Source organism: Fictibacillus sp. 26RED30, assembly GCF_015903845.1.
Classification (GTDB): domain Bacteria; phylum Bacillota; class Bacilli; order Bacillales; family Fictibacillaceae; genus Fictibacillus; species Fictibacillus phosphorivorans.
Window position 1 is genome coordinate 15,694 of record NZ_JACZDV010000003.1, and the last position, 21,926, is coordinate 37,619.

At 38.2% G+C, this 21,926-nt stretch carries 22 protein-coding genes; 6 read left to right on the plus strand and 16 right to left on the minus strand.

Features of this window, described 5'->3' with window-relative positions; all coding sequences use genetic code 11:
* Positions 1 to 124: 124 nt before the first annotated feature.
* A complete protein-coding gene (locus tag IHV11_RS15970; RefSeq protein ID WP_197127101.1) occupies positions 125 to 1,303 on the plus strand; it encodes a NupC/NupG family nucleoside CNT transporter in 1,179 nt (392 codons plus the stop codon).
* A gap of 89 nt (positions 1,304 to 1,392) precedes the next feature.
* Here the strand turns inward: IHV11_RS15970 and IHV11_RS15975 are convergent, their stop codons facing one another.
* From IHV11_RS15975 to IHV11_RS15995, 5 genes are all read right to left on the minus strand, one after another.
* A complete protein-coding gene (locus tag IHV11_RS15975) occupies positions 1,393 to 1,929 on the minus strand; it encodes a hypothetical protein (RefSeq protein WP_197127100.1) in 537 nt (178 codons plus the stop codon).
* 192 nt (positions 1,930 to 2,121) lie between these two features.
* Positions 2,122 to 2,610 carry a methylated-DNA--[protein]-cysteine S-methyltransferase gene (locus tag IHV11_RS15980; RefSeq protein WP_197195498.1) on the minus strand — a complete coding sequence of 163 codons (489 nt, stop codon included), beginning with the start codon at positions 2,608 to 2,610 and terminating at the stop codon, positions 2,122 to 2,124.
* A complete protein-coding gene (locus IHV11_RS15985) occupies positions 2,603 to 3,499 on the minus strand; it encodes a DNA-3-methyladenine glycosylase family protein (RefSeq protein ID WP_197195499.1) in 897 nt (298 codons plus the stop codon). The genes IHV11_RS15980 and IHV11_RS15985 overlap by 8 nt, the downstream gene beginning before the upstream one ends.
* The gene (locus IHV11_RS15990) at positions 3,486 to 4,070 is read right to left on the minus strand and encodes a bifunctional transcriptional activator/DNA repair enzyme AdaA (protein ID WP_370568691.1); all 585 of its coding nucleotides are present in this window, start codon (positions 4,068 to 4,070) and stop codon (positions 3,486 to 3,488) included. The genes IHV11_RS15985 and IHV11_RS15990 overlap by 14 nt, the downstream gene beginning before the upstream one ends.
* A 159-nt stretch (positions 4,071 to 4,229) precedes the next feature.
* Positions 4,230 to 5,447 carry an MFS transporter gene (locus IHV11_RS15995; RefSeq protein WP_197127097.1) on the minus strand — a complete coding sequence of 406 codons (1,218 nt, stop codon included), beginning with the start codon at positions 5,445 to 5,447 and terminating at the stop codon, positions 4,230 to 4,232.
* Between the two features lie 191 nt (positions 5,448 to 5,638).
* Between IHV11_RS15995 and IHV11_RS16000 the strand changes: the two genes are divergently transcribed.
* The gene (locus tag IHV11_RS16000; RefSeq protein ID WP_197195500.1) at positions 5,639 to 7,732 is read left to right on the plus strand and encodes a DNA topoisomerase III; all 2,094 of its coding nucleotides are present in this window, start codon (positions 5,639 to 5,641) and stop codon (positions 7,730 to 7,732) included.
* A 297-nt stretch (positions 7,733 to 8,029) separates the two neighbouring features.
* Here IHV11_RS16000 and IHV11_RS16005 read toward each other — a convergent pair whose 3' ends face one another.
* Positions 8,030 to 9,778: an alkaline phosphatase D family protein gene (locus IHV11_RS16005; protein ID WP_197195501.1), complete on the minus strand. Its 1,749-nt coding sequence runs from the start codon at positions 9,776 to 9,778 to the stop codon at positions 8,030 to 8,032.
* A gap of 282 nt (positions 9,779 to 10,060) precedes the next feature.
* Between IHV11_RS16005 and IHV11_RS16010 the strand changes: the two genes are divergently transcribed.
* Positions 10,061 to 10,216, plus strand: coding sequence for a hypothetical protein (locus tag IHV11_RS16010; RefSeq protein ID WP_197195502.1), 156 nt, complete (start codon positions 10,061 to 10,063; stop codon positions 10,214 to 10,216).
* A gap of 58 nt (positions 10,217 to 10,274) precedes the next feature.
* On the opposite strand, the gene IHV11_RS16015 is transcribed toward IHV11_RS16010, so the two are convergent.
* The 5 genes from IHV11_RS16015 to IHV11_RS16035 all read right to left on the minus strand — a co-directional run bounded on the left by IHV11_RS16015 (position 10,275) and on the right by IHV11_RS16035 (position 14,798).
* On the minus strand, positions 10,275 to 12,095 hold the full coding sequence (locus IHV11_RS16015) for a PAS domain S-box protein (RefSeq protein ID WP_197195503.1): 1,821 nt from the start codon (positions 12,093 to 12,095) through the stop codon (positions 10,275 to 10,277).
* Positions 12,096 to 12,226: 131 nt separating this feature from the next.
* Positions 12,227 to 12,472 carry a hypothetical protein gene (locus tag IHV11_RS16020; RefSeq protein ID WP_197195504.1) on the minus strand — a complete coding sequence of 82 codons (246 nt, stop codon included), beginning with the start codon at positions 12,470 to 12,472 and terminating at the stop codon, positions 12,227 to 12,229.
* Between the two features lie 165 nt (positions 12,473 to 12,637).
* Entirely contained in the window at positions 12,638 to 12,862 is a 225-nt protein-coding gene (locus IHV11_RS16025) for a hypothetical protein (protein WP_197195505.1), read from the minus strand.
* A 90-nt stretch (positions 12,863 to 12,952) separates the two neighbouring features.
* Positions 12,953 to 14,305 carry a hemolysin family protein gene (locus IHV11_RS16030; RefSeq protein WP_197195754.1) on the minus strand — a complete coding sequence of 451 codons (1,353 nt, stop codon included), beginning with the start codon at positions 14,303 to 14,305 and terminating at the stop codon, positions 12,953 to 12,955.
* A gap of 175 nt (positions 14,306 to 14,480) precedes the next feature.
* Positions 14,481 to 14,798 (minus strand): hypothetical protein, encoded by a 318-nt coding sequence (locus tag IHV11_RS16035; protein ID WP_197195506.1) that lies wholly within the window; start codon positions 14,796 to 14,798, stop codon positions 14,481 to 14,483.
* Positions 14,799 to 14,954: 156 nt separating this feature from the next.
* Here IHV11_RS16035 and IHV11_RS16040 point away from each other — a divergent pair, with 156 nt between their 5' ends.
* Entirely contained in the window at positions 14,955 to 15,605 is a 651-nt protein-coding gene (locus IHV11_RS16040; RefSeq protein WP_197195507.1) for a hypothetical protein, read from the plus strand.
* 45 nt (positions 15,606 to 15,650) lie between these two features.
* Here the strand turns inward: IHV11_RS16040 and IHV11_RS16045 are convergent, their stop codons facing one another.
* From IHV11_RS16045 to IHV11_RS16055, 3 genes are all read right to left on the minus strand, one after another.
* Positions 15,651 to 17,171: an MDR family MFS transporter gene (locus tag IHV11_RS16045; RefSeq protein WP_197195508.1), complete on the minus strand. Its 1,521-nt coding sequence runs from the start codon at positions 17,169 to 17,171 to the stop codon at positions 15,651 to 15,653.
* Positions 17,172 to 17,412: 241 nt separating this feature from the next.
* The gene (locus IHV11_RS16050) at positions 17,413 to 19,065 is read right to left on the minus strand and encodes a hypothetical protein (protein ID WP_197195509.1); all 1,653 of its coding nucleotides are present in this window, start codon (positions 19,063 to 19,065) and stop codon (positions 17,413 to 17,415) included.
* A 51-nt stretch (positions 19,066 to 19,116) separates the two neighbouring features.
* A complete protein-coding gene (locus IHV11_RS16055; RefSeq protein ID WP_197195510.1) occupies positions 19,117 to 20,166 on the minus strand; it encodes a hypothetical protein in 1,050 nt (349 codons plus the stop codon).
* Between the two features lie 171 nt (positions 20,167 to 20,337).
* Here IHV11_RS16055 and IHV11_RS16060 point away from each other — a divergent pair, with 171 nt between their 5' ends.
* Positions 20,338 to 20,784, plus strand: a complete 447-nt coding sequence (locus tag IHV11_RS16060) for an OsmC family protein (RefSeq protein WP_197195511.1) — start codon at positions 20,338 to 20,340, stop codon at positions 20,782 to 20,784.
* A gap of 133 nt (positions 20,785 to 20,917) precedes the next feature.
* Complete coding sequence (locus IHV11_RS16065; protein ID WP_197190668.1) at positions 20,918 to 21,145, plus strand: DUF1797 family protein; 228 nt, start codon at positions 20,918 to 20,920, stop codon at positions 21,143 to 21,145.
* Positions 21,146 to 21,206: 61 nt separating this feature from the next.
* Here IHV11_RS16065 and IHV11_RS16070 read toward each other — a convergent pair whose 3' ends face one another.
* Together IHV11_RS16070 and IHV11_RS16075 are read right to left on the minus strand one after the other, a co-directional pair.
* Complete coding sequence (locus IHV11_RS16070) at positions 21,207 to 21,593, minus strand: gamma-glutamylcyclotransferase family protein (RefSeq protein WP_197195512.1); 387 nt, start codon at positions 21,591 to 21,593, stop codon at positions 21,207 to 21,209.
* Positions 21,594 to 21,618: 25 nt separating this feature from the next.
* The gene (locus IHV11_RS16075; RefSeq protein WP_231618105.1) at positions 21,619 to 21,879 is read right to left on the minus strand and encodes a hypothetical protein; all 261 of its coding nucleotides are present in this window, start codon (positions 21,877 to 21,879) and stop codon (positions 21,619 to 21,621) included.
* Positions 21,880 to 21,926 lie beyond the last annotated feature (47 nt).

Consider the following 21,926-nt stretch of genomic DNA (forward strand, 5'->3'; position numbering starts at 1 on the left):
CAATTATTTATTTCGTTTAATGGTTAATACTAACAAATAAGGAATTTTTTATAGTTGCGAAAAACAGGATATTATCTAATAATAGTAAGGTTCAACAAGTGAGTTATTTAGGAGGAAAAGAAAAATGAAGTACATCATCTTTCTGGCTGGAGTGGCAGCAGTTTTCTTGTTAGCCTTTCTTGTCAGCAATGATCGCAAAAAGATCAAATACAAGCCGATCTTAGTTATGCTTGGATTACAGCTTGTCCTTACATACTTTCTATTAAATACAGGCGTTGGCCTTGTCATTATAAAAGGTATCTCAAAACTGTTCGAAAAGTTGTTAAGTTATGCAGGTGCAGGGGTTGAATTCGTGTTCGGCGGCCTCGCAAATGAAGCTGCGATGCCTTTTTTCTTAACTGTTTTATTGCCGATCGTCTTTATTTCTGTATTAATAGGAATCGCACAGCACTTTAGAATTCTTCCATTCATCATCAAATGGATCGGTTTTGCGCTAAGTAAGGTAAACGGCTTAGGAAGACTGGAGTCTTACAACGCAGTGGCTTCTGCTGTTTTTGGACAATCAGAAGTATTTATCTCTGTAAAAAAATTATTAGGTCATCTACCAAAGCATCGCCTATATACGCTTTGTACTTCTGCCATGTCAACTGTATCCGCTTCTATCCTAGGAGCATACATGGCTATGATCGATCCAAAATACGTTGTAACAGCACTCGTACTCAACTTATTTGGCGGATTCATCATCGCAAACATCATCAATCCTTATGAAGTAACTGAAGATGATGACATCATCGAAATTGAAGAAGAAAAGCAAACCTTTTTCGAGATGCTTGGTGAGTACATCATGGACGGCTTTAAAGTAGCTGTAATTGTCGGTGCCATGCTTCTTGGATTTGTAGCATTAATCGCGTTAATCAACGATGTGTTTGATATGATTTTCGGGATTACGTTCCAAACGATGCTCGGATATGTATTTGCTCCCGTTGCATTTTTAGTTGGTATCCCTTGGGCAGAAGCTGTTTCTGCAGGTACGATCATGGCAACCAAACTTGTTTCGAATGAATTTGTAGCTATGATCGATCTAGCAAAATACGCGAAAGACATGTCTGATCGAACAGTCGGGATCGTCTCTGTCTTTCTTGTTTCATTCGCCAATTTCTCTTCTATCGGTATCATTACTGGTGCTGTTAAAGGGCTACATGAAGAACAAGGAAATACCGTTGCTCGCTTTGGATTAAAACTTCTATACGGTGCAACATTAGTAAGTATCTTATCTGCTGCAATTGCGGGTCTGTTTCTATAAGGAAATTCAAAAAAAGAAGCCGTCGGCTTCTTTTTTTGTATCCAAATATAAAAAACAGCTGTCTCTTTAAGAGACAGCAATATCAACTATTATTGAACTTCTTTAGCAAATTGACCTGGGATCAACTTTAATTTTTCGTGAACTGAATTCAACTTTTCTTCAAAGCCTGTGAACAACTCGTCAGCTTCAGTTGCTTTAGCTTCATCTTCTAAACCAGCTACACGAGCTTCATAAGATTTTTTAAGCTCTTCAAGAGAACCTTTTACAGCTTCTTGGTTTTCTTTTGAAAGATCTGATGGTACTTCAATGGATGGAATCTCTGCAACTGCTTTTTCACCGCTTGCTTTTGCATCTGCTTTTAATTTATCAAGCTCTGCTTGCGGAAGTGCTTCTTCGCCTTCTTTTTCAAGACCTGCAGCGTATGCGTTGAATGGAGCGTGGTATCCACGAAGCTGGTTCATAAGATCACCTTCAAAGTTAAGAAGTGTGATTTTTTCAGCATTTCCATCTTCTTTCTTTTCTGCAGCCGCTGGCTTAGCCTCTTCTTTTGGTTTCTCTTCTTCCTTGCTGCAACCTACGCTAAGCGCAAGTACAGCAGCCGCTGTTACCGCTAAAAACTTTTTCATCGAGAAAGCCCCCTATATATTTCTATTTTTTGGAACTTTCTCATTTTAATACTTTTTCTTACTATTGTAAATTAAAATGTATCCGTTTTCTTATAAAGGGTTAAAAATAATTCCGAAGCCTTAATATGATTGAATTATCTAACTATTCTTGTAATTAACGTTCTTATTTCTTTTAATATAAAAGTTATCTTTCTATACTAATCGTGATTCTTTAACCTTTTTCTCATGATGTAATAGCCATTCCTTTCTCCATAAGCCTCCCGCATAACCTGTTAGGCTCCCGCTTGAACCTATTATTCGATGACAAGGAACCACAATACTTAACTTGTTCTTGCCATTGGCATTCCCTACCGCCCGAACCGCTTTTTCTTTTTGAAGCGTGATGGCAATATCTCGATAAGAGGCGGTTTCTGCGAACGGAATACCAATTAGTGAATTCCAGACTGTTTGTTGAAAAGGAGTACCGCTATATTGGAATGGAAACGTAAAAGTTTGCCTTACACCTTGAAAGTATTCTATAAGTTGATTTCTGCAGTCGAGTAGAACTGCAGAAATCTCCTCTTGGTTCTCAAGCGCCTTCTCTTTTTCTAAGAAAAGAATGGACTGAACGACGTCTTCGGTTCCTAAAATCTCGATAACGCCTAAAGGAGAATCTAACTCTACTTTATAGTGCTTACTCATATAACGACCTCCATAAATAAAAAGTGGCGTATGCTTCCCATCCACTCCAATTTTCCGCTTGTTTCTTTAATTCATTCATTGTTGGCTTTTTCTGCCATTCTAACTGTTTCATCACGGCATTCTGCAGCCCTACGTCAGCGACTGGAAAAGCATCGGGCTTTAGTAAGCATTTCATCAACACATAATCCGCTGTCCAAGGTCCGATCCCTCTGAGGGAGATAAGTTGTTTAGCAGGATCTTCAGAAGATCTCAGTTTTTCCTTTGACAGACGACCTTCCACTATTTCTTTTGCTATACCAATCACATATTCCGCTTTTCGCGTTGTAAATTGGAGATTTCTTAAATCATCAATCTGGAGATCTGCGATGATTTCAGGAGATGGATATGCCCAGTATTCATTCTCATGAAGGACTAGCTTCTTCCCATAGTTCTCAACCAACCTCTTCTTCAAAGTATAGGCAAAAGTTAAATTGATCTGCTGTCCCATGATCGCCCAAGTCAATGCTTCAAAAAGATCAGGAATACCAATCATACGTAAACCATAATACCGTTCTACGAGCGGCTGTAATAGGCTATCTTCTGAAACAGCTTCATAAAATGATGAAAGATCCTGATTCAGGTCAAACCAATTCCCTATATATTCAACGACCGTATCCATGTTAGGTGGCTCCCTATCTGGGAACTCGATGATGAGGACGTGCACTCTGTAACTGATTTTGATCAAGATCAGTTCAGCATTCACAATTATTAACTTATAAATATGTTTATCATGTATGTGGTGAAGAACTTCTAGTGGTGATCTTTCAAGAAAAACAAGACATTCTCTATAGGAGAATTCCGGTGGCAACTCTATCTCCAATGTTCCATCTAATTCTTCAGTCCATCTCATGATTCGTAACCTTAGCTTCTATGGACTTTCGGTAGTCACTTGGTGAGCAATTCTTATACGTGCGGAACGTTTTATAAAAGTTAGAAGGGCTCTGAAACCCTGATTCGTAGCATATCTCCAGGCTGGTTTTTGAAGTGTTGCTTAACAGATAAGCCGCTTTATCTATTCGAATGTTCTCCACATATTCTCGGGGCGTAACATTCAATTCTTCTTTAAATAATCGTTCGAGATAAAATGGACTCACTCCAGAATGTTCGGCTACATCTTGTAAAAGAATTCTTTTTTGATGATTGTTTACTAAGAAACTGGCAGCTTTTCTAATCAGATTGATTTGTGGACAATGTTCAATCTCTGGCTGACATCTTTTACACGCTCGATAGCCTGCTTCCTCACATTGAGAAATTGAGTCATAAAATACTACGTTTTGCTTTTTAGGTTTTCGCGAACGACAAGATGGACGGCAATAAATCTTTGTTGTTTTTACTGCTGTATAAAAAAGGCCATCATATGACCTGTTACATTCCATAATTTTATCCCACATCTCATCAAACGACATTTGTATCGTACCCACAGACCACACCTCCATCAATCATCTTTTCATTATTTTAACCATTTTAACTGAGCAAATCGTCCTCAATCTTGCTGTTATGGTCCTTTTATTGAAACGCTAAACCCAGAACCAAAGTATTAAAAAAGAGTGACGGTTAGCCACTCTCATTCGAACCCGTATTTATTTAATGGCTGCCATTCTATCATTCTTATTTGATCCACTCTTAGTCTTATATTGATAATAGATGACTGTTGCAATGAAGAAAGATGTAATACCAAACCCTATGACCATTTTATGAAATCCAATTGTGTCTAGGAACAAGCCAGTTAGCAGCATCAAAACCTGGAATATTATATTATCAACCATTCCTTTTATAGAGAAAAACCTGCCGTGATAGTCTGATGGGACATCTGTCTGGAAAATGGTAGTAACAACAGGAAACAGCGTTCCAGCAGCAAGACCAAATAATCCGAAAGAAAGAACCGACATGATTGGATGATCTGCTAAAAACAAAGATGTGTGTGCAGCAGCGATAACAAAGGTAATAGCGAACATATAGCTTAACTTCGGATTATCTCTAAAGAATTTCTTTGATAAAAATGTTCCAATGAATACACAAACGCCTTCAGTCGTATAAAGAATTCCTTTAATACCGGCATTATCCTGCAACTCACTGATCTCAATCACCATTAAGTTGAATCCAGATAAAAATAGGTAAGCAGGAATTAATAAAAAGATACCATACACAACTTTACGTTCGTTCTTTATAATGGGATACAATTCCCCAAGCGTTCTGAAGAAATTATCCTTTCTACCTGAGGAATCTGCTTTCTTAGGCTGTTCCTCCACATCTAAAAAGAAAGTAGATATAAGAAGGATTACATATGAAATAAGAGTAACCGTGTACAAAGAAAATAGCGACATGCCAACTAGCATCACTCCGCCGAGTGCAGTACCAACGATCCTTGATGCCGTGAAGATGTTCATGTTGACACCATTGGCATCTAAAAGTTCTTCTTTTTTTACGATTAAGGGCAACATGGTTTGCATAGCAGGCTGAGAAAACGTTCCAGATATACCGATAACAAGCGTATAAACGACCATCCACCAAACATTGTTATAAGCGATTGCCAAATACATAAAGAAGATAGCCGCACATCGAGCAAATCCAGCGTAGATCAGTATCTTTTTCTTATTGCTGCGATCAATGATTCGACCCGCCATCGGTGCAAGAAAGATTCCTACTAGGAACCCAGCCAAGATAATTAGTGCCTGTAGAAAAGATGATTCAACATTCATCTGCAAAAATTCAAGATTGCCAATAATACCTACCCATAGACCTGTGCTAGATACAGCAAGTCCAAACATCAAAATTAAAAAATTCCGGTTTCTCCACATGTTCCCTTTCCCCTCTCAGTTATACCGAAACTGTGTCACTATATTGATTAAAAATTACTTAACAAAGTAAAATAGACTCACTATTCAGTATACAGTATTTAGAAAACATGCAGGAGATATAAATCTTCATTTTTTTCTTATTTTTACACTCTGTTATAATGACTAAAGTAGAAGTTTGAAAGGGGTACACTATGAAACAATTAATCCTTGCTGAAAAGCCGAGTGTGGCACGTGATCTTGCCCGTGTCCTAGGATGTAAGCAACAGAATAAAAGTTATATTGAAGGACCGAAGCACATCGTTACTTGGGCACTCGGTCATTTAGTTGAGTTAAAGATGCCAGAAGACTATGACAAGCAATATAAACAATGGCGCTTGGAAGATCTTCCGATTATTCCAAACCATATGGGACTAAAAGTAATCCGACAAGTGAGTCACCAGTTTCGTGCAGTTGAACAACTTTCTAAACGGAAAGACATTAGTGAGCTTGTAATCGCAACAGATGCTGGGCGTGAAGGCGAACTTGTGGCTCGCTGGATCATGGAAAAAGTAAGATGGCAAAAACCAGTCAAACGTTTATGGATTTCATCTCAAACGGATAAAGCGATTCGTGATGGATTTAATCAGCTAAAACCCGCTAAGCAATACGAAAATCTTTACCAATCTGCCGTTTGCCGATCTGAGGCAGACTGGCTGATCGGGCTAAACGTAACAAGAGCGTTAACGACGAAGTACAACGATCCGCTTTCTGCAGGTCGAGTGCAGACGCCAACACTTGCGATGATCCTAGACCGCGAGCAAGAGATCAACGCGTTCCAACCGAAGGATTTTTGGACGATTGATGCGGCGATTGGTATGTTAAAAGCGGCTTGGGAACATAACGGTGAGAAGCGTCTTTTTGAAGAGAAAAAAGCGAACGACATAGTAAGCAAAGTAAAGGGACAGCAAGCAACGGTCTCTTCACTTCAAAAGAAAGAAAAAACAGAAGCACATCCGATGCCTTATGATCTTACTGAGTTACAGCGTGATGCCAATCGTCGTTTCGGTTTCTCTGCTAAGAAGACCTCTTCTGTACTACAAAAACTTTATGAGCAATACAAGCTCGTTACGTATCCAAGAACAGATTCCCGCTACTTAACAAAAGATATGGAAAATACGATGTATGATCGTCTTCAGGGGATGTCTTCAGGATATCGTGAAGAAGTGCAGCCCTTGCTCAAGCACAAAGGAAACGTAGTAGCTAAGAAAGTATTTAACGATTCAAAAGTAACGGATCACCATGCGATTATACCGACAGATGAACCATTGCACTTAGGTGATCTCGATAACGATGAGCGTAAATTATATGACTTGATCGCACGCCGCTTCTTGGCTCTTTTCTATCCGGCTTATCGATCTGAAACGTTGACCGCTACATTAAACGTTGCGGGTGAAACATTTATGGCCCGTGAAACGCTAGTGCTTGATCCAGGATTTAAAGTGCTGTCAGGTAAAGAAGAAGAAAGTCCGCGTGCACTCGCCAATTTAAAAGAAGGGCAAACCCTTTCTGTTAAAGATGTAAATGCGGAGAAAAAGCTCACTGAGCCGCCTTCTCGTTTTACTGAGGCCGACCTTTTATCTCGTATGGAAAAATACAGTCTAGGTACACCTGCAACACGGGCTGATATCATTGAAAGACTTCTAGGATCTGAAGTACTTGATCGTAAAAACAATAAGCTTCATCCTACTCCAAAAGGAAAACAGTTGATCGATCTTGTGAATGATGAGCTGAAGTCACCTGAACTCACGGCTAAATGGGAGCAAGAACTTGAAGCCATAGCACGTGGTAAAGGAAATCCGAAAGAGTTTCTAGAGAACATCCGTAAACAAACAAAACAGCTAGTAATGGAAATCAAGACGAGCTCGCAGGAATATCGCGCACATAACCTTACAGGTTCAAAATGTCCTGAATGCGGCAAGTTGTTGAAAGAAGTTAAAGGCCGGGACGGCAAGGTGCTTGTCTGCTCTGATCGTGAGTGTTCATATCGCCGACGTAAAGACCCTAAACTATCGAACCGACGCTGTCCTCAATGTCACAAAAAGATGGAACTGCATAACGGAAAGGCTGGGACTTATTTTCAGTGTAAACCATGTAATGTAGTAGAAAAAGCAGAGGATAAGAAAAAGAAAGTTACAAAGCGAGAAGAACGCCAGCTTCTTAAGAAATATAGTAACAACAAAGAAGATGAAAGCTTTGGAAACAGTCTAGCAGATGCTCTAAAAGCAGCGATGAAAGATAAAAAATAGACGAAAAGCTAACTTCCGAGAACCAAAACTAGCATGATATTGCAGTTTTGACTCGTGAAGTTAGCTTTCTTTAATTAGAGTAAATTGGATTTGTACGCTTTAAACGTTAATCTGTCCGATTGCATAACGAATCTGTCTGATTAGAGTGTTAATCTGTCCAATTGAACGAGTAATCTGTCCAATTCGAGCATTTATCTGTCCGATTGAACAGTTAATCTGTCCAATCTCAAAGTAGCTCTTCTTACTTACTCTTATATGTGGCAGAAGCTTCTATGTCACAACCGCATCTAACTAAATTTATTGCCCAGCTTCTACACCGATTTTCTTCATCTGCTTCTCATGTGCTTTACCATGAGCTCTGTTTCGATCTTCCTCTACCTCACGAGATACCTTAACTCCTTCTGCAACCTTCGTTGCTCCGACCTGTTGCAGACCGTTCTGATCTTTTTGATAGACAAAGGAAGCACGCGTTGAGATAGCAGCACCTGGTGAAGTGACAAACGGAACGACTTTATAATCGGTTCGCCATTCTTCTGGTGTAACCGTACATCGTACATACCCACGGTAATCATTGAAGAATTTAATATGAGGATTCAACCCTAGTATTTTATCAGTATCAGAACGTTTATCAGCACCATTTCCACCAGAGGTGATGGATGTACCTACAAATTCAGCTCCAATCACATTAGATGATGAATCATTGTAATCCGCTTTTAAATCGCACGCCCAGCTTGCATGTACATCGCCTGTCAGTACAATAATATTATTTAAATTCTCTGATTGTATAAAATTTGTGATACGTTCACGGGATGCCGTATACCCATCCCATGCATCCATACTCAGCCTAGGCGCCTCAGCTGTCCCATAGTTTCTTTGTGCAAAGAATACTTGCTGAGCTAGAACATTCCAATGCGCTTTAGAGTTCCCTAAGTTTTGAAGCAACCATCGTTCCTGTTCTATTCCTGTTAACGTCCTATTCGGATCTTGAGATTCAGGAGTAGGCGGTTTACTTCCGTCTCCATTTGCTTGATCATCACGATATTGTCGTGTATCCATAACGTTGAACATTGCCAAGTTTCCATAAGTGAAGTCTCGATAGAGTAGCATGTCAGCTCCGTGTGGTAAAGAAGATCGACGAAGTGGCATGTGCTCGTAATACGCTTGATAACCCGCAGCACGTCGTTTGACAAACGCTTCAACAGACTGTCCTTTTTCGGGAATCATGTTTGCATAGTTGTTCTCTACTTCATGATCATCCCATGTTACGACCCAAGGGAATGCTGCATGAGCTGCCTTCAAATTACCATCTGAACGATACTGTGCATGTCTGTTTCGATAGTCTTCGAGTGTCATGATCTCAGGACCGCTATGTGTTCGAACATTGCCAGACGGTGATACATATTCATTCGGTCCGTACTCGTATATGTAGTCACCTAAGTGAACAACAAAATCTAATTCTTCTTCTGACATATGCTGATAGGCTGTAAAGAAACCATGTTCATATTGCTGACAAGATGCAAATGCAAAAGTCATACTTTTAACATTCGCACCTTTTCTAGGAAGTGTCTTCGTTCTTCCTACAGGGCTATACTCATATCCACTTTTGAATCGGTAGTAGTATACGTGGTTTGGCTTAAGTCCATCTACTTCAACGTGGACAGAGTGTGCGAGATTAGGACGCGCTAGCTCCGTTCCCTTTTGCACAACCTTTTTAAATCGTTCATCTTCTGCGATCTCCCATTTTACAGGTACAGCTTGATTTGGCATTCCTCCTCCATTCAATGGATCTGGTGCTAATCTTGTCCATAAAACAACGCCGTCTGCTAACGGGTCACCTGAAGCTACACCTAGCGTAAACGGATAATTTCTAAATTTTGGTGCCGCATTCACTTCGTAGCTGCCTAGCGACTGAGCAATTGTGAGTCCCAGTGAAATTCCTGCAATTTTTCCGGCACCCGAGAGAAAAGTTCTGCGATTCAGTTTGTTTTTTTTTAAGCTGTCTTCCGTAAGCTTCTTAATCCATTCATCCATCGGTCTTTCATCCATGATTGATGCAACCCCTTTTAAATGAATTTAGTACAACGTTCATTATAGAGAGGAAATGTTAAGAAACTATTTTTTTATGTAAACGTATAAAGGACTACACATAGGAACAACTTACTAATCTTAATAATGCAACGAAAGAGACGAACTGTTGCATTAGTTATTAATCACAATTCGCTAAAATACCTTATGCTTCTTATGTCCTGTTCTTCTTTATTAAATCTTTACTTCATAAACATAATCTATGATATTTTATCTTAATTAAAAGGAATTGGTGATGGCAAAATGGCACTCAGACGGAGAAAGAAAAAAAAGTCCAACAATGAAACATACACATGGGTAGACTTAATTGTTGATCTTGTATTAGTAATTCCTGAACTTATTTTTTGGCTGATTCGACTACTTGGAAGAAGTGTTTTTAGGCTGTTTGACGGAATTTAAAAAGACTGAACTCTCATTTCGAGTTCAGTCTTTTTAATTCAGAACTTTAAGCTCTAAATTATTCCGTTTTTCGTAAAGTGATAGAAACCGTTGTTCCTTTACCAGGGTAACTTTCTACTTTTAAGTCTCCCTTATGTTCCGTAATAATTTTATTACTTACCGTTAGCCCTAGCCCAATTCCTTTTTCCTTATTGGTAAAGAAAGGGACGCCAATGCTCTTTAATCTTTCTTCTTCAATTCCAATCCCATTATCTACAAAGATAAGTTTGATTTTTTGATCAGTCGTTTCTTCAATGGCTATCGTGAGAATTCCACCATCATTCATAGCTTCGATCGCATTTTTAATCACATTGATAAAAACTTGTTTAATCTGGTTCTTTTCACAAGAGACAAAGAGATCTCTCTCTTTAAATAATAGACGAATTTCTACATTGTACAAATTAGCTTCAGACGTTAGTAACATTACAGTGTCTTGCAGAAGTTGAATTATGTTCACGTTCTTCATATATTGAGTAGCGTCTGGTTTTGCTAATGCCATAAACTCATTCACGATAGATTCAATCCGATGAAGTTCCTCACAAATTACTTCATTGTATAAATAGAGTTTGTTTTGATCGATCTCACTATTTTTCATTAAAGAAAACAGTCCTTTAATGGATGTGAGTGGATTTCTGATTTCATGAGCAACACCTGCTGCTAGTTCTCCCAATACGGCAAGTTTTTCACTATTTCGTATATATTCATCTGCTTTTTTCTTTTCCGTAATATCTCTAGAGATAAATACGAGACCTTCTATGTCCCCTTCATCAGACACCATCGGCATGCCCTTCCCCTCTAATAAAACAGGATGACCTGAAGCATGTACCTTGCGATAAACAAGAGGTAGCGGATTTTCCAATGCGGCAACTAATTTAATATATTTCTCTACACTCTCATGATCCTCCAAATGAACACAATTCAATGCGCTCGTACCGAGGAGTGAGCTTGGTTCGATCCCTAGTACATTTTTATAAGATCGTGAGGCATATAAATAGTTTCCATTCATGTCAACTGAGCAGATTAAATCATTGCTATGATCCAAGATAATCTTATGTTTAAATTCATTCTTTCTTAAGGCAGCTTCTGCTTCTTTTCTCTTTGTAATATCTCGAGACGCAACAATCGCAGAGAGGTTGTCTTTATGACTAATAGGGGTCCCTTTAGACTCTAGCCAAATATAACTCCCATCTTTTTTCAAGTATCTATACTCAATCGAAAGAGGTATTTCCTTCATGATCATTCGAGTAAACTCTTGAATCACACGGTCTCTATCTTCAGGATGAACAAGGTTAAATGGAGTGGTACCTATCGCTTCACTTTGAGTGTAACCAGTTACCCAAAAATAGGACGGTGTCAAATAGGTGAAGATCCCCTCATGACTAACAATTCCAATAATATCTATCATGTTTTCAGTTATAAGCTTTAAATGATCAAGCGTTTCTTTCTTTTCAAGATGCTGCTGTGTTAAATTTCGAATAATTATTTGTGTGGCGTGTGATGTAAACATTAGGGGAAATCCGATGACTTCTAATTGAATAGAATTACCTTTTTGGGTGATCCATGTTTGTTCACTTGGCTTAGGGGCAATACCTTTGTCGCATGTTTGAATTCTTTCCTCCACTAGATGATGCAACTCATTTGGGAGGTTGTTCCATATCGGCTGACCGATTATTTCTTCTTCCGCTTCTAATATCTTTCTTGCTGCGGGATTTACATATACCCAAGTTCGGTCTTTCTGGATAAGAAAAGGTGTTTCAGAATGTTCAAATTGATTGGCGTATGTTTTCATTTGATTAATGAAAAGGCTGTCTCCTAATACTTGACCATCTGAAGTTTCCATACCCACCCTCCATTAAAAACGTTAATCAAAACGTTTCGTTCATGATTACCTAAATTATAAACACATGTCCTTTTACAAATAAAGATATTTTTTAAAAAATATTCTTACTATAAAATGATTAATTTTTTCTTTTAGTTAATTATAGATAGTTGTTTTTGATCATAGATGAATTTAGTTTCGTAAAAAGTATGGAATGCCTGTTTCAAAGCAGTTTTTCGATCCGGAGCTGTATGAGAGGACATGATAATATGTTCTTGTTTGTAATAGAGCATACTTACCACTACAGTTGTTTTGTTGGTATAGAGAAATAAATCAACATCCATTATTTCATTACCTGTTATCAAACGAATAAAGCGATATTGCGGTGTTCTTACCATATCCCTCAACCCCCTTTTAATCTTTCATCCCCTTTTACTTTTGTCTTAAAAGTTTAGTTATTTAAATAGTAAATAATCACTATAAATTTGTCAATATATTCTGTCAATTTAAGTCGATTTCCTGGGAAATTAGAATGATAAAGAAAAAAGACGGGAAATCCCGTCTTAATTTCTGTTAGGTGGCTTTTCATTATCAGGCGAAGTTTGTCCACCAGCTCCTGTAGAGTCTTTATCTTTAATTCCGTTAGTCGTATTATGTTCTGAAGATGAGGATACGGAAACTAATTTAAATCCTGTTCTAGAAAGTGGTTCTTCTAATAATCTTTCTATATTTTGCGATGCTTGGATTGTTGTTTCATCGTATTCTAATTGAATAGTAATAGTTTTCAAAGTAATCTCCTCCTTTACCTTCATTTGTTCCCTGCATCAAAAATAATAAACAAGAAAAGAGACCATCTGTTAACGATGGTCTCTTAAAACTTAAGCTTCTTTTTCAACTAAGTTGTGCTCTAATTCTTTGGATGAAGAAGAGGTTTCTTCATCCTGATTAAGCCTTTTCGTAATTTCGATTTTTTTAACTTGATGTCCATCAATCTCAATCACCTTGAAATCATATTCATCATACGATATGACCTGATTTTCTTGTATTTCTGAGTTCTGTGAAAGGACCCAGCCACCAATCGTATCAAGTTCACTATCATCAATTTCAAGTCCATAAATGTCGTTCACTTCTGCGATCAATACTTTACCGTCAAAGTGCTTAACATTTGGACTGACTGCATGAATCATTGGTGATTCATCTTCATCAAATTCATCACGTATTTCACCAACAAGCTCTTCCAAAATATCTTCAATGGTAACAATACCTGCTGTTCCACCATATTCATCAACTAAAACTGCCATATGAAAGCCTTTTTTCTGCAGCTTTAATAGTGTTTCTTTGATCGGTGTGTTTTCAAATACGCTCAATGTTGGTCTAATGTAATGTTCAAGTGGGTATTCTTTTCCTTTAATCAAGTCAAAAAATACTTCTTTCGCATTCACCATACCAAGAACATTATCTTTATCTTCCCCTACAACAGGGTAACGTGTATATTTTTCTTCTGCAATTATATTAATATTTTCTGCAACGGTATTATCTTCGTAAAGACAAACCATTTCAGTACGAGGGACCATGATCTCTTTTGCAGTTCTGTCGTCAAATTCGAATACCTTTTCTACATAACTGAACTCAGATTTGTTGATTTCACCACTTTTGTAGCTCTCACTTAGAATTAAACGTAGTTCTTCCTCGGTGTGTGCCATATCATGCTCTGACGCTGGTTTTAATCCAAACATTCTTACTAAAAGCTGCGCACTTCCGTTCAAGAACCAAATGAATGGATACATAACTCTGTAGAATCCAATCAATGCAGGTGATAACAATAAGCTGATTGTTTCAGCTTTTTGAATAGCTACTGTTTTTGGTGCAAGCTCACCAAGAACAACGTGTAAAAAAGTAATGGATGCAAAAGCAATTGCAAATGATAATGTATGAACAATCGCCGGGCTTAAATCCATTTTTTCAAATACTGGACCGAGAATTGCTTCTACCGTAGGCTCACCTAACCAACCTAAACCTAGTGCTGTAATTGTAATACCTAACTGACAGGCAGAGAGTGATCCATCAAGGTTTGAAATAACCTTTTGTGCTGCAATCGCTCGTTTGTTGCCTTCTTCAGCTAATTGGTCAATTCTTGATTTACGAATCTTAACAATCGCAAATTCTGCTGCTACGAAAAAAGCGGTTAGTAGAATAAGTACGGCTACTGCAAGTAATTTCAATAAGGTCAAACTGTCCAAAAAGACTCCTTATACCCCAAGTTACTGGAATATAAGTTGTCACCTCCTAAGTGTTATAAATTTTTATAATCAAGAAAAAGTATATCATATAATTGAAGAACTTACTTAATAAAACAACTTACTTGTATTTTACATTTACTTTTGTGATCCATAAAACCCTTTCCCATCATTCTGAAATTTCTACTGTGTCTAAGTCTTCTTCTTTTTTTAACACAAGTTTATTTTCTTTTTCATCATAATAATAAATCTTCATTCCATGCTCCGAACCAGTTTCTTCAAAGTTGGAGTACAGTCCAAAATACCCGTTACCTAATGGAACAAGATTATTCTCTACATTTGTTGTAATAACAGGAGAATCTTCATTCTCTTCATTCTCTTCGCTACCACCATTATTGATAGATCCGATTACAAATAATAACAAGATTCCTAATACAATCAATGTCCTACGAATGCTGCGCAATTCAGAAGCTGTATCTGAATACATAAAAATCACTCCGTTTTTTATATTCTTTTCCTGTTTATTATCACATAATAGCAAAGAGAAATGATACTAAATATGGGAGACTTACCCATTTTTAAGTGGTATTCTATTAATGAGAAACACTGATTTAAAATGCAGCAAAGAAAGGATGAACATCAAATGGATTTTGTACTGGATCATAAATGGGTATTTCTTATTCTGGCAGAGACCGTATTTTGGGTTTCTACTTTATCTTTTTTAGTGGTACGTTATTGGTTCAATCTGAAGAAATTAAGCATTGCATTCTTCGTTCTTTTTCTCTTAAATGACCTCTGGATTGCTGCGATGGGATATTTCGATTATTTAAGAACAGGAGAATTCTCAACATATCAAATCATAATTCTGGTTGTCATAGCTTATGCCTTTTTGTATGGGAAAAGCGATTTTCAGAAGTTAGATCGCTTTATTCAGCGAAAGGTCGCAAAATGGCGTGGATTGCCCGAACCCGAACTGCTCGATTCAAAACCACTGTATGGGATGCAACACGCGAAGCAAGAAAGACGAAATCTTTTTAAGCACATTTTTTTATTCATCACGGTACAAGGTGTTTTTTGGCTAGTATTCGGACTATCAGATGCCGTATCATCCATACACCTAGATACTTTTTTAAAAGATTGGTATGACACAACAGATACAGATCTGTTCTACAAAAACGATACTGCTAATAATGTCACACGTATTTGGGCTCTAATACTTGCGATTGATGTAGTCGTATCGTTGTCCTATACGGTTGCTCCAAAAAAAGAAAAGAAAGCAACGCGTGCCGCTTAACCTAAAAGAGCTTGGGATATTATCATCCCAAGCTCTTTTATAATATTATTTTGCTTCTTTATGTTGTTTCGATGTCTCTACTCGTTCATTACCCATAAACAATATGACAACAGCCGAAATCGCGATTGGAATTAGTGCATATGTGAATACTGTTGTAATGGAGTCAGACATAGAAGCTGAAATTCCATCAAGTATTTCAGGTGGTATTTTATCACGCTCTCCGGACTGAAACACTTTTTGTGGATCAAGATCTTTAATAGTAGCAGACCCTTGACCTGCAAAACCTTTTAAATTCTCACTTATTCTTTCATAAAAAATTCGGTTTTGAAGTGCTCCAAAAATGGTTACACCCAGTGTCATACCTAATGATCGCAAAAAGGCATTCGTGGAGTTTGCTGAACCTCGGTAACGAAACTCCATTTTGTTGATAGTCGCTGCAGGTAATAAAGAGAACGAGAACCCCATACCAATACCTACAGTGACCATAAAGAATGTAAGCATGGTTCTAGAAGTATCTGGTGTCATACCACTAAGCATATACATGCCAGTAAAATAAGAAATTACGGATACAATCATAAGGTTACGGAAGCTGGTTTTCGTTTGAAAAATACCACCGATCATACTTCCAGCAACAGAACCTAACATCATTGGTGTAAGAATTAAGCCTGCACTTGTTGCAGAACCTCCATAAACCGCTTGAACGAAAATAGGAATAAAAACGGCTAGTATAATGAATGTTCCACCGTATAGAAAACCTAGAATCTGTGAAGTAGCAAATAGTCTCTTCTTAAACATCCAAAATGAAATAATCGGTTCGGATGCTTTTTGTTCTACAGCAAAGAACACAATGAAAAAGACAGTAAATATCGTAAACAAAGCTACGATCTGCGTTGAATCCCATGCATATGTCTTGCCACCAAGTTCAAGGGCAAACATCAAACTAACAACTGCGATCACAAGTGTGATGGCACCCCACCAGTCAATCTTTTGCTCACGATGCTCCAGTGTTTCTTTGTAATAACGGAAGATCAAGTAAAACGAAGCTGCACCTATTGGAACGTTAATATAGAACACCCAATGCCAGCTGATCGCATCTGTAATGAACGCTCCGAGTAAAGGTCCGAGAACACTCGAAGTTCCGAAAACCGCCCCAAGAAGCCCTGTCATCTTCCCTCTCTTTTCTGGAGGGAAAATATCAAAAACAATCGTAAATGCGATCGGCATCAATGCTCCACCGCCGATACCTTGAATCGCTCGAAACGCTATCAGCTGCTCCATACTTTGAGCAAGACCGCAAAGGGCAGAACCGATAAGGAAAACGACAAGTCCAAAAATGAAGAATCGTTTTCTGCCATACATGTCGGATAACTTACCGTAAATTGGCATCCCTGCCATTACTGCCACCATATAAGAGCCAGTAACCCAAACGAATTTATCAAAACCACCTAGGTCGGCTACAATCGTCCCCATCGCAGTTGCAACAATGGTATTATCCATTGCAGCCATTAGAATACCTAGCAACAAACCAGCTACGACTAACTTTAGATTTGTTTCTTTATGCACCATAGCGCCATCTCCTAACCTAACACCCTCATGTATACTTAATAAACTTAAGTATACATGAGGGACAGTCCCCCAACAATTTATTTCCTTCGCTATTTCTCTCCATTTAATTAGGGTGTTTTCTCCATATCAACCTATAAAAATAGTTGAATTTCGAATTTAGTAAATTATCCACACCCCTTATTCCTATTCTTTCACATAGAAAAAGAGACAGCACGTCTGCCGTCTCTTTTTAGCTTACCTATTAAAGTTCTAAGATAGAATCTTCATTATCTTGTCCTTCATACATTGCATCTAGCATTAAACCTGTCCAAAGATTTAGATTCAACCCACGGTCTTCATCATCGCCTTCAAGTCCAAGTTCAAGACCAGCGTCTAATGAAGAGTATAGAGAAGAACGATCTTCATCTTCATCAAGTGAGCTCATTAAGTCTGCCATGATTGAAGTATTTAACTTAAGAGAAGTATTTTCAAGCTCATCTTCAGAAGACAAAGAAAGTGCTGTATCCGTGTTAAGCATTGAGCTTAAAGAAGAACGATCTTCTTCGTCTTCAGACATAATAGCCGCCATCACGTCTGTGCCTAGATCTACTTTTGCACTTGACGCTTCGTCTTCTTCAGTTGCTTCTACTCCTGCCCATAGACCAGCATCAGCCATCAAAGAAGAGTTATTCTCTTCGTCTTCAGAAGTTACGTTTGCCATCACATCTGTGCCTAGATCTACTTTCGCACTTGACTTCTCGTCTTCCTCAGTTGCTTCTACTCCTGCCCATAGACCAGTGTCAGCCATTAGAGAAGAGCTATCCTCTTCATCTTCAGAAGATACGTTCGCCATCACATCTGTACCTAGATTTACATTCGCACTTGACTTCTCGTCTTCCTCAGTTGCTTCAACTCCAGCCCATAGACCAGCGTCAGCCATTACAGAAGAGTTCTCTTCTTCATCTTCAGAAGTTACGTTCGCCATCACATCTGTACCTAAATTTACATTCGCACTTGACTTCTCGTCTTCCTCAGTTGCTTCTACTCCAGCCCATAGACCAGCGTCAGCCATTACAGAAGAGTTCTCTTCTTCATCTTCAGAAGTTACGTTCGCCATCACGTTTGTTCCTAGATCTACTTTCGCGCTTGACTTCTCGTCTTCTTCAGTTGCTTCTACTCCAGCCGATAGACCAGCGTCAGCCATAAGAGAAGAGTTATCCCCTTCATCTTCAGAAGTTACGTTCGCCATCACATCTGTTCCTAGATCTACTTTCACGCTTGACTTCTCGTCTTCCTCAGTTGCTTCTAATCCTGCAGTTAAACCTGCGTTTGCATCAACTGCAGTATTTGATTCTTCCTCATCTTGAGCTTCGACAGCTGCTTGAACATCTGCTCCCGCATTTAGAGAACTAGAATCTTTGTTATCTTCTTCATTAGAACGAACTTCCGCTTCAACGTTTGTATCTGCGTTTACAGACGCTTTACTTTCATCATCAGAAGAACTTTTAACTGTGGCATCAGTTCCGACTGCCGCATTAGCTTTAGCACCGTCGTTATGATCTTCAGTTTTTGATTCCGCTTCAACTCCAGCATTTACAGTTGTACCTACTTGAGCTTTTTCATCTTCTTCACCGGAAGCTTCAGCATTCACATTTGCACCAACGTTTGTTTTTACGCTATTGTGGTTCGAATCATCATCTGAGCTCTCTAATTCGATGCCTGTTACGGCACCTAGATCAAGGTTAAGATTAGACTCTTCATCTTTCTCAGAAAGCTGAATGTTACTGATCAACCCTGTTCCGATTTTAAGACTTGATGACCCTTCATCTGCAAATGTTTCACTTCCTCCAAAAAATAACCCAGCCGCAGCAGCACCTGTAATCGCAAATGTTCTAATAAAGTTTGATCTTTTCATTGTCATTTCTCTCCTTCTTCTTCTTAATTTTTTTGTTTTACCAAATTTGAATTAGAAGAAGAAAGATTGTGGTGGTTGCCCAGGTGGAGCATTTAGCCATTGATCATAATAGTGTCGAACTCCCTCACCAAGTCGACTTCCTGTTTCAAGCTGAGTATCATTTTGTCCACCATCTAGAATAGCCAAGAACGTAACAGTGCTTGAAGAAGTCATCGGTCCATTGGATGAACCTGAAGGAGATTGTCCACCTTGTGATGATGGAGTTAGCATTTGTATTTGAGTTGCCTTTTGAGTTACCGGATAATCCGTACTTGTTTTTTTCCGTACAGGTTTCTCAATTTCTTTTTGATCCCTGCTCTTTTTAAGTACTTCTCCACTCGTAATCGTACTAACGGGATTCTCTATGTCTTTTACAAAAATTTCTTTTGTCTTCACAACAACCGGCTTTTTAGTTATTGCACCTTTCGTTTCATTCATCGTTTCACTCGTATTCGGTTTGTTCTCCACAACAGGTTCAGTGACTGGTGTTGGGGTAGGAGCTGGTTCTGGTTTTGCTTTGACCACTTCCTCAACTTCCGGCTTAGTAGTAACAATCTCTGAAACGACTGGAAGCTTCACCTCTACTTGAGGTTTTTCCGGTGTAACAGGGACCGTAACGTTCACCTCCTGATCTAAAACATCAACTTTTATCGAAGGTTTTTCAGTAAGGTTTACATCTACGATCGGTTTAGAACTTTTTAGCTTTTCTGTCGGAACTGCTTCTTTTACCGTATCGACTGTATTCGTTACCGTTTTGACCGCTTGATCTACTGGCTTTACGGTCTCGGTAACTTTGTTAACCGTTTGATCCACCTTGTCGACAGCACGAGTTGTGTCTTTCACAATATTTGTAACTGTGTTAAGAGTAGGTCTCACAACCTCATCGGTAACTGAATGATTTTTCGTCGAAATGTTCACTTTGTCTGGAACCCTTTCAACAATCTCACTTGTTTCTTTTGTAAGGTCTGTGACTGAAGAAAGAATACCTCCGCTATCAGCCGATACGATTGCGGGAATACTCATACCCGCTGCGAATACAACCAATTGTACAAATCGTTTCACCTGGTTATCACCTCCTTCTGTAAGTGTTTTCAAATAGCTAACGAAGATAAATTTGATTTGGATCACTAAAAAAACAAAAAAACTTACATTTTGTACACTTTAAACAGGAAATGTGACGTAAAAGCTCGCTTGCTTTACACTTAAAGAAGTAAAAATTTGAGGTGATTTAAAATGGCAAAACATGTTTTTTATCTGAATGCGCATTGGCCAGGCGGAAGAAATAATATAGGAACGATAGAAACACAGAATTTGAAGACTAAGGTATCGATACCTCCTGAGATGGATGGACCAGGAATTGGAACGAATCCCGATGAAATGTTGCTTGGAGCAGCGGCAACTTGTTATATCATCACACTTGCTGCCATGATAGAACGAAGTAAGATAGATAACATAAATTTAACGATGGAGTCTGAAGGATATGTCGATGTTACAAACGGAGTGATTACGTATCAAAAAATCATCCATCGACCGGTCGTCACGATCAAACATGGCACGTCAAAAAACATTTCGACACTTCTTCAAAAACTCGCCATTAAAGCTGAGCATTCGTGTATGATTTCACGAGCATTGAAAGGTAATGTCGAAATAGAGGCGATTTTGACGATAGAAAATGGATGAATTTAGAAGAACAGTCCTTTCGTTACCTGTACTTAAAAAATTACTTATGTTAGCATAAATGTTAAGGAAGGAAAGTAATTTATTATTTGGGTTCCTAACAAGTTCCCCCATAATAGAAAGGGGACGATGTATCATGAACCAACAAGATGTGAAAACCATACTCTTAAATTTACAAAACAAACAGTATATTGAATCCGATATTACACACACTTTTAGTGAAAACAATTCAGCTGTTTTTTCTGTAAAGTATTTAAAGAACGATCAATCGTTCGAAGTGATTCAGATTGAAACTAACTCCCTGAAGCGGTTCGATGATGTCGATTCTGCCGTTCATTGTATAAACAACTTAATCGCTAAATAGAGATTTACTCTTTTTCATAATAAAAGGGGTCAACCAAAGTAATGGTGACCTCTTTTTTTGTTTATCTCTGGAGATATATTATCCAATCATTTTCCTCAATTGAAATAAAGTCATTCGCTTTAGTATTCATTACATACATCAGAGCTTCTTTATCTCCAATTGATGTCTTTATTTTAGCAACGATGCGATCATATAAATTATTAGCTCTGTTTTCAACAAAATCTTCAAGTTCGTCTAATCGTTTTAGTTCCTCCTTAGTTACTTCATATAGCTCACCTGTTACCCATTTATCTTTTTCAAGAATTAATGCTGGGTAACCCCAACCTGTATCGTATAGTTGTCCCTCGGCGTAGCATCTATGTTCTATGTATGTTGCATTCTTTAAAAAGTTGGCATTACTTCCCTCTTTTCGAAGCGTCCCGTAAACAAATACTAGTTGTTTTTTCATAAACTCACCTTCTTTTTTACAAGCATTATCCTTTTGAAAAAAAGACAGCCCAGACCAGTAAACTTAAAAATAGAATTCCTGCTATTAAACAGAGGAACATTACTATTAACAACGTCCATCCTAACCCTTTTCGATTTGTTAGAATAAGAAAAATACTTAATGTGTAGGGACCAAACATTAAACCTAATATCGTCCAAAGCCACCGATCTTTATTATACAGCGGAGCTTGAACATATAAATAATAAGCGATAGCAATCTGTGTTATCGCATAGAATATGAATCCCAATCTTTTTTCATCCTCTCTAATCTGAAAGTACTCTTGTCTTACCAAAT

Excerpts from the sequence above, each read along its gene's own strand:
- IHV11_RS15970 (WP_197127101.1), top strand. The coding sequence starts at position 125 with ATGAAGTACATCATCTTTCTGGCTGGAGTGGCAGCAGTTTTCTTGTTA.
- IHV11_RS15985 (WP_197195499.1), bottom strand. The coding sequence starts at position 3,499 with ATGAGATGGACTGAAGAATTAGATGGAACATTGGAGATAGAGTTGCCA.
- IHV11_RS16050 (WP_197195509.1), bottom strand. The coding sequence starts at position 19,065 with ATGAAAAGATCAAACTTTATTAGAACATTTGCGATTACAGGTGCTGCT.
- IHV11_RS16010 (WP_197195502.1), top strand. The coding sequence starts at position 10,061 with ATGGCACTCAGACGGAGAAAGAAAAAAAAGTCCAACAATGAAACATAC.
- IHV11_RS16020 (WP_197195504.1), bottom strand. The coding sequence starts at position 12,472 with ATGGTAAGAACACCGCAATATCGCTTTATTCGTTTGATAACAGGTAAT.
- IHV11_RS15975 (WP_197127100.1), bottom strand. The coding sequence starts at position 1,929 with ATGAAAAAGTTTTTAGCGGTAACAGCGGCTGCTGTACTTGCGCTTAGC.
- IHV11_RS16015 (WP_197195503.1), bottom strand. The coding sequence starts at position 12,095 with ATGGAAACTTCAGATGGTCAAGTATTAGGAGACAGCCTTTTCATTAAT.
- IHV11_RS16035 (WP_197195506.1), bottom strand. The coding sequence starts at position 14,798 with ATGTATTCAGATACAGCTTCTGAATTGCGCAGCATTCGTAGGACATTG.
- IHV11_RS16070 (WP_197195512.1), bottom strand. The coding sequence starts at position 21,593 with ATGAAAAAACAACTAGTATTTGTTTACGGGACGCTTCGAAAAGAGGGA.
- IHV11_RS16005 (WP_197195501.1), bottom strand. The coding sequence starts at position 9,778 with ATGGATGAAAGACCGATGGATGAATGGATTAAGAAGCTTACGGAAGAC.
- IHV11_RS16040 (WP_197195507.1), top strand. The coding sequence starts at position 14,955 with ATGGATTTTGTACTGGATCATAAATGGGTATTTCTTATTCTGGCAGAG.
- IHV11_RS16065 (WP_197190668.1), top strand. The coding sequence starts at position 20,918 with ATGAACCAACAAGATGTGAAAACCATACTCTTAAATTTACAAAACAAA.
- IHV11_RS16045 (WP_197195508.1), bottom strand. The coding sequence starts at position 17,171 with ATGGTGCATAAAGAAACAAATCTAAAGTTAGTCGTAGCTGGTTTGTTG.
- IHV11_RS16000 (WP_197195500.1), top strand. The coding sequence starts at position 5,639 with ATGAAACAATTAATCCTTGCTGAAAAGCCGAGTGTGGCACGTGATCTT.
- IHV11_RS16060 (WP_197195511.1), top strand. The coding sequence starts at position 20,338 with ATGGCAAAACATGTTTTTTATCTGAATGCGCATTGGCCAGGCGGAAGA.
- IHV11_RS15980 (WP_197195498.1), bottom strand. The coding sequence starts at position 2,610 with ATGAGTAAGCACTATAAAGTAGAGTTAGATTCTCCTTTAGGCGTTATC.
- IHV11_RS15995 (WP_197127097.1), bottom strand. The coding sequence starts at position 5,447 with ATGTGGAGAAACCGGAATTTTTTAATTTTGATGTTTGGACTTGCTGTA.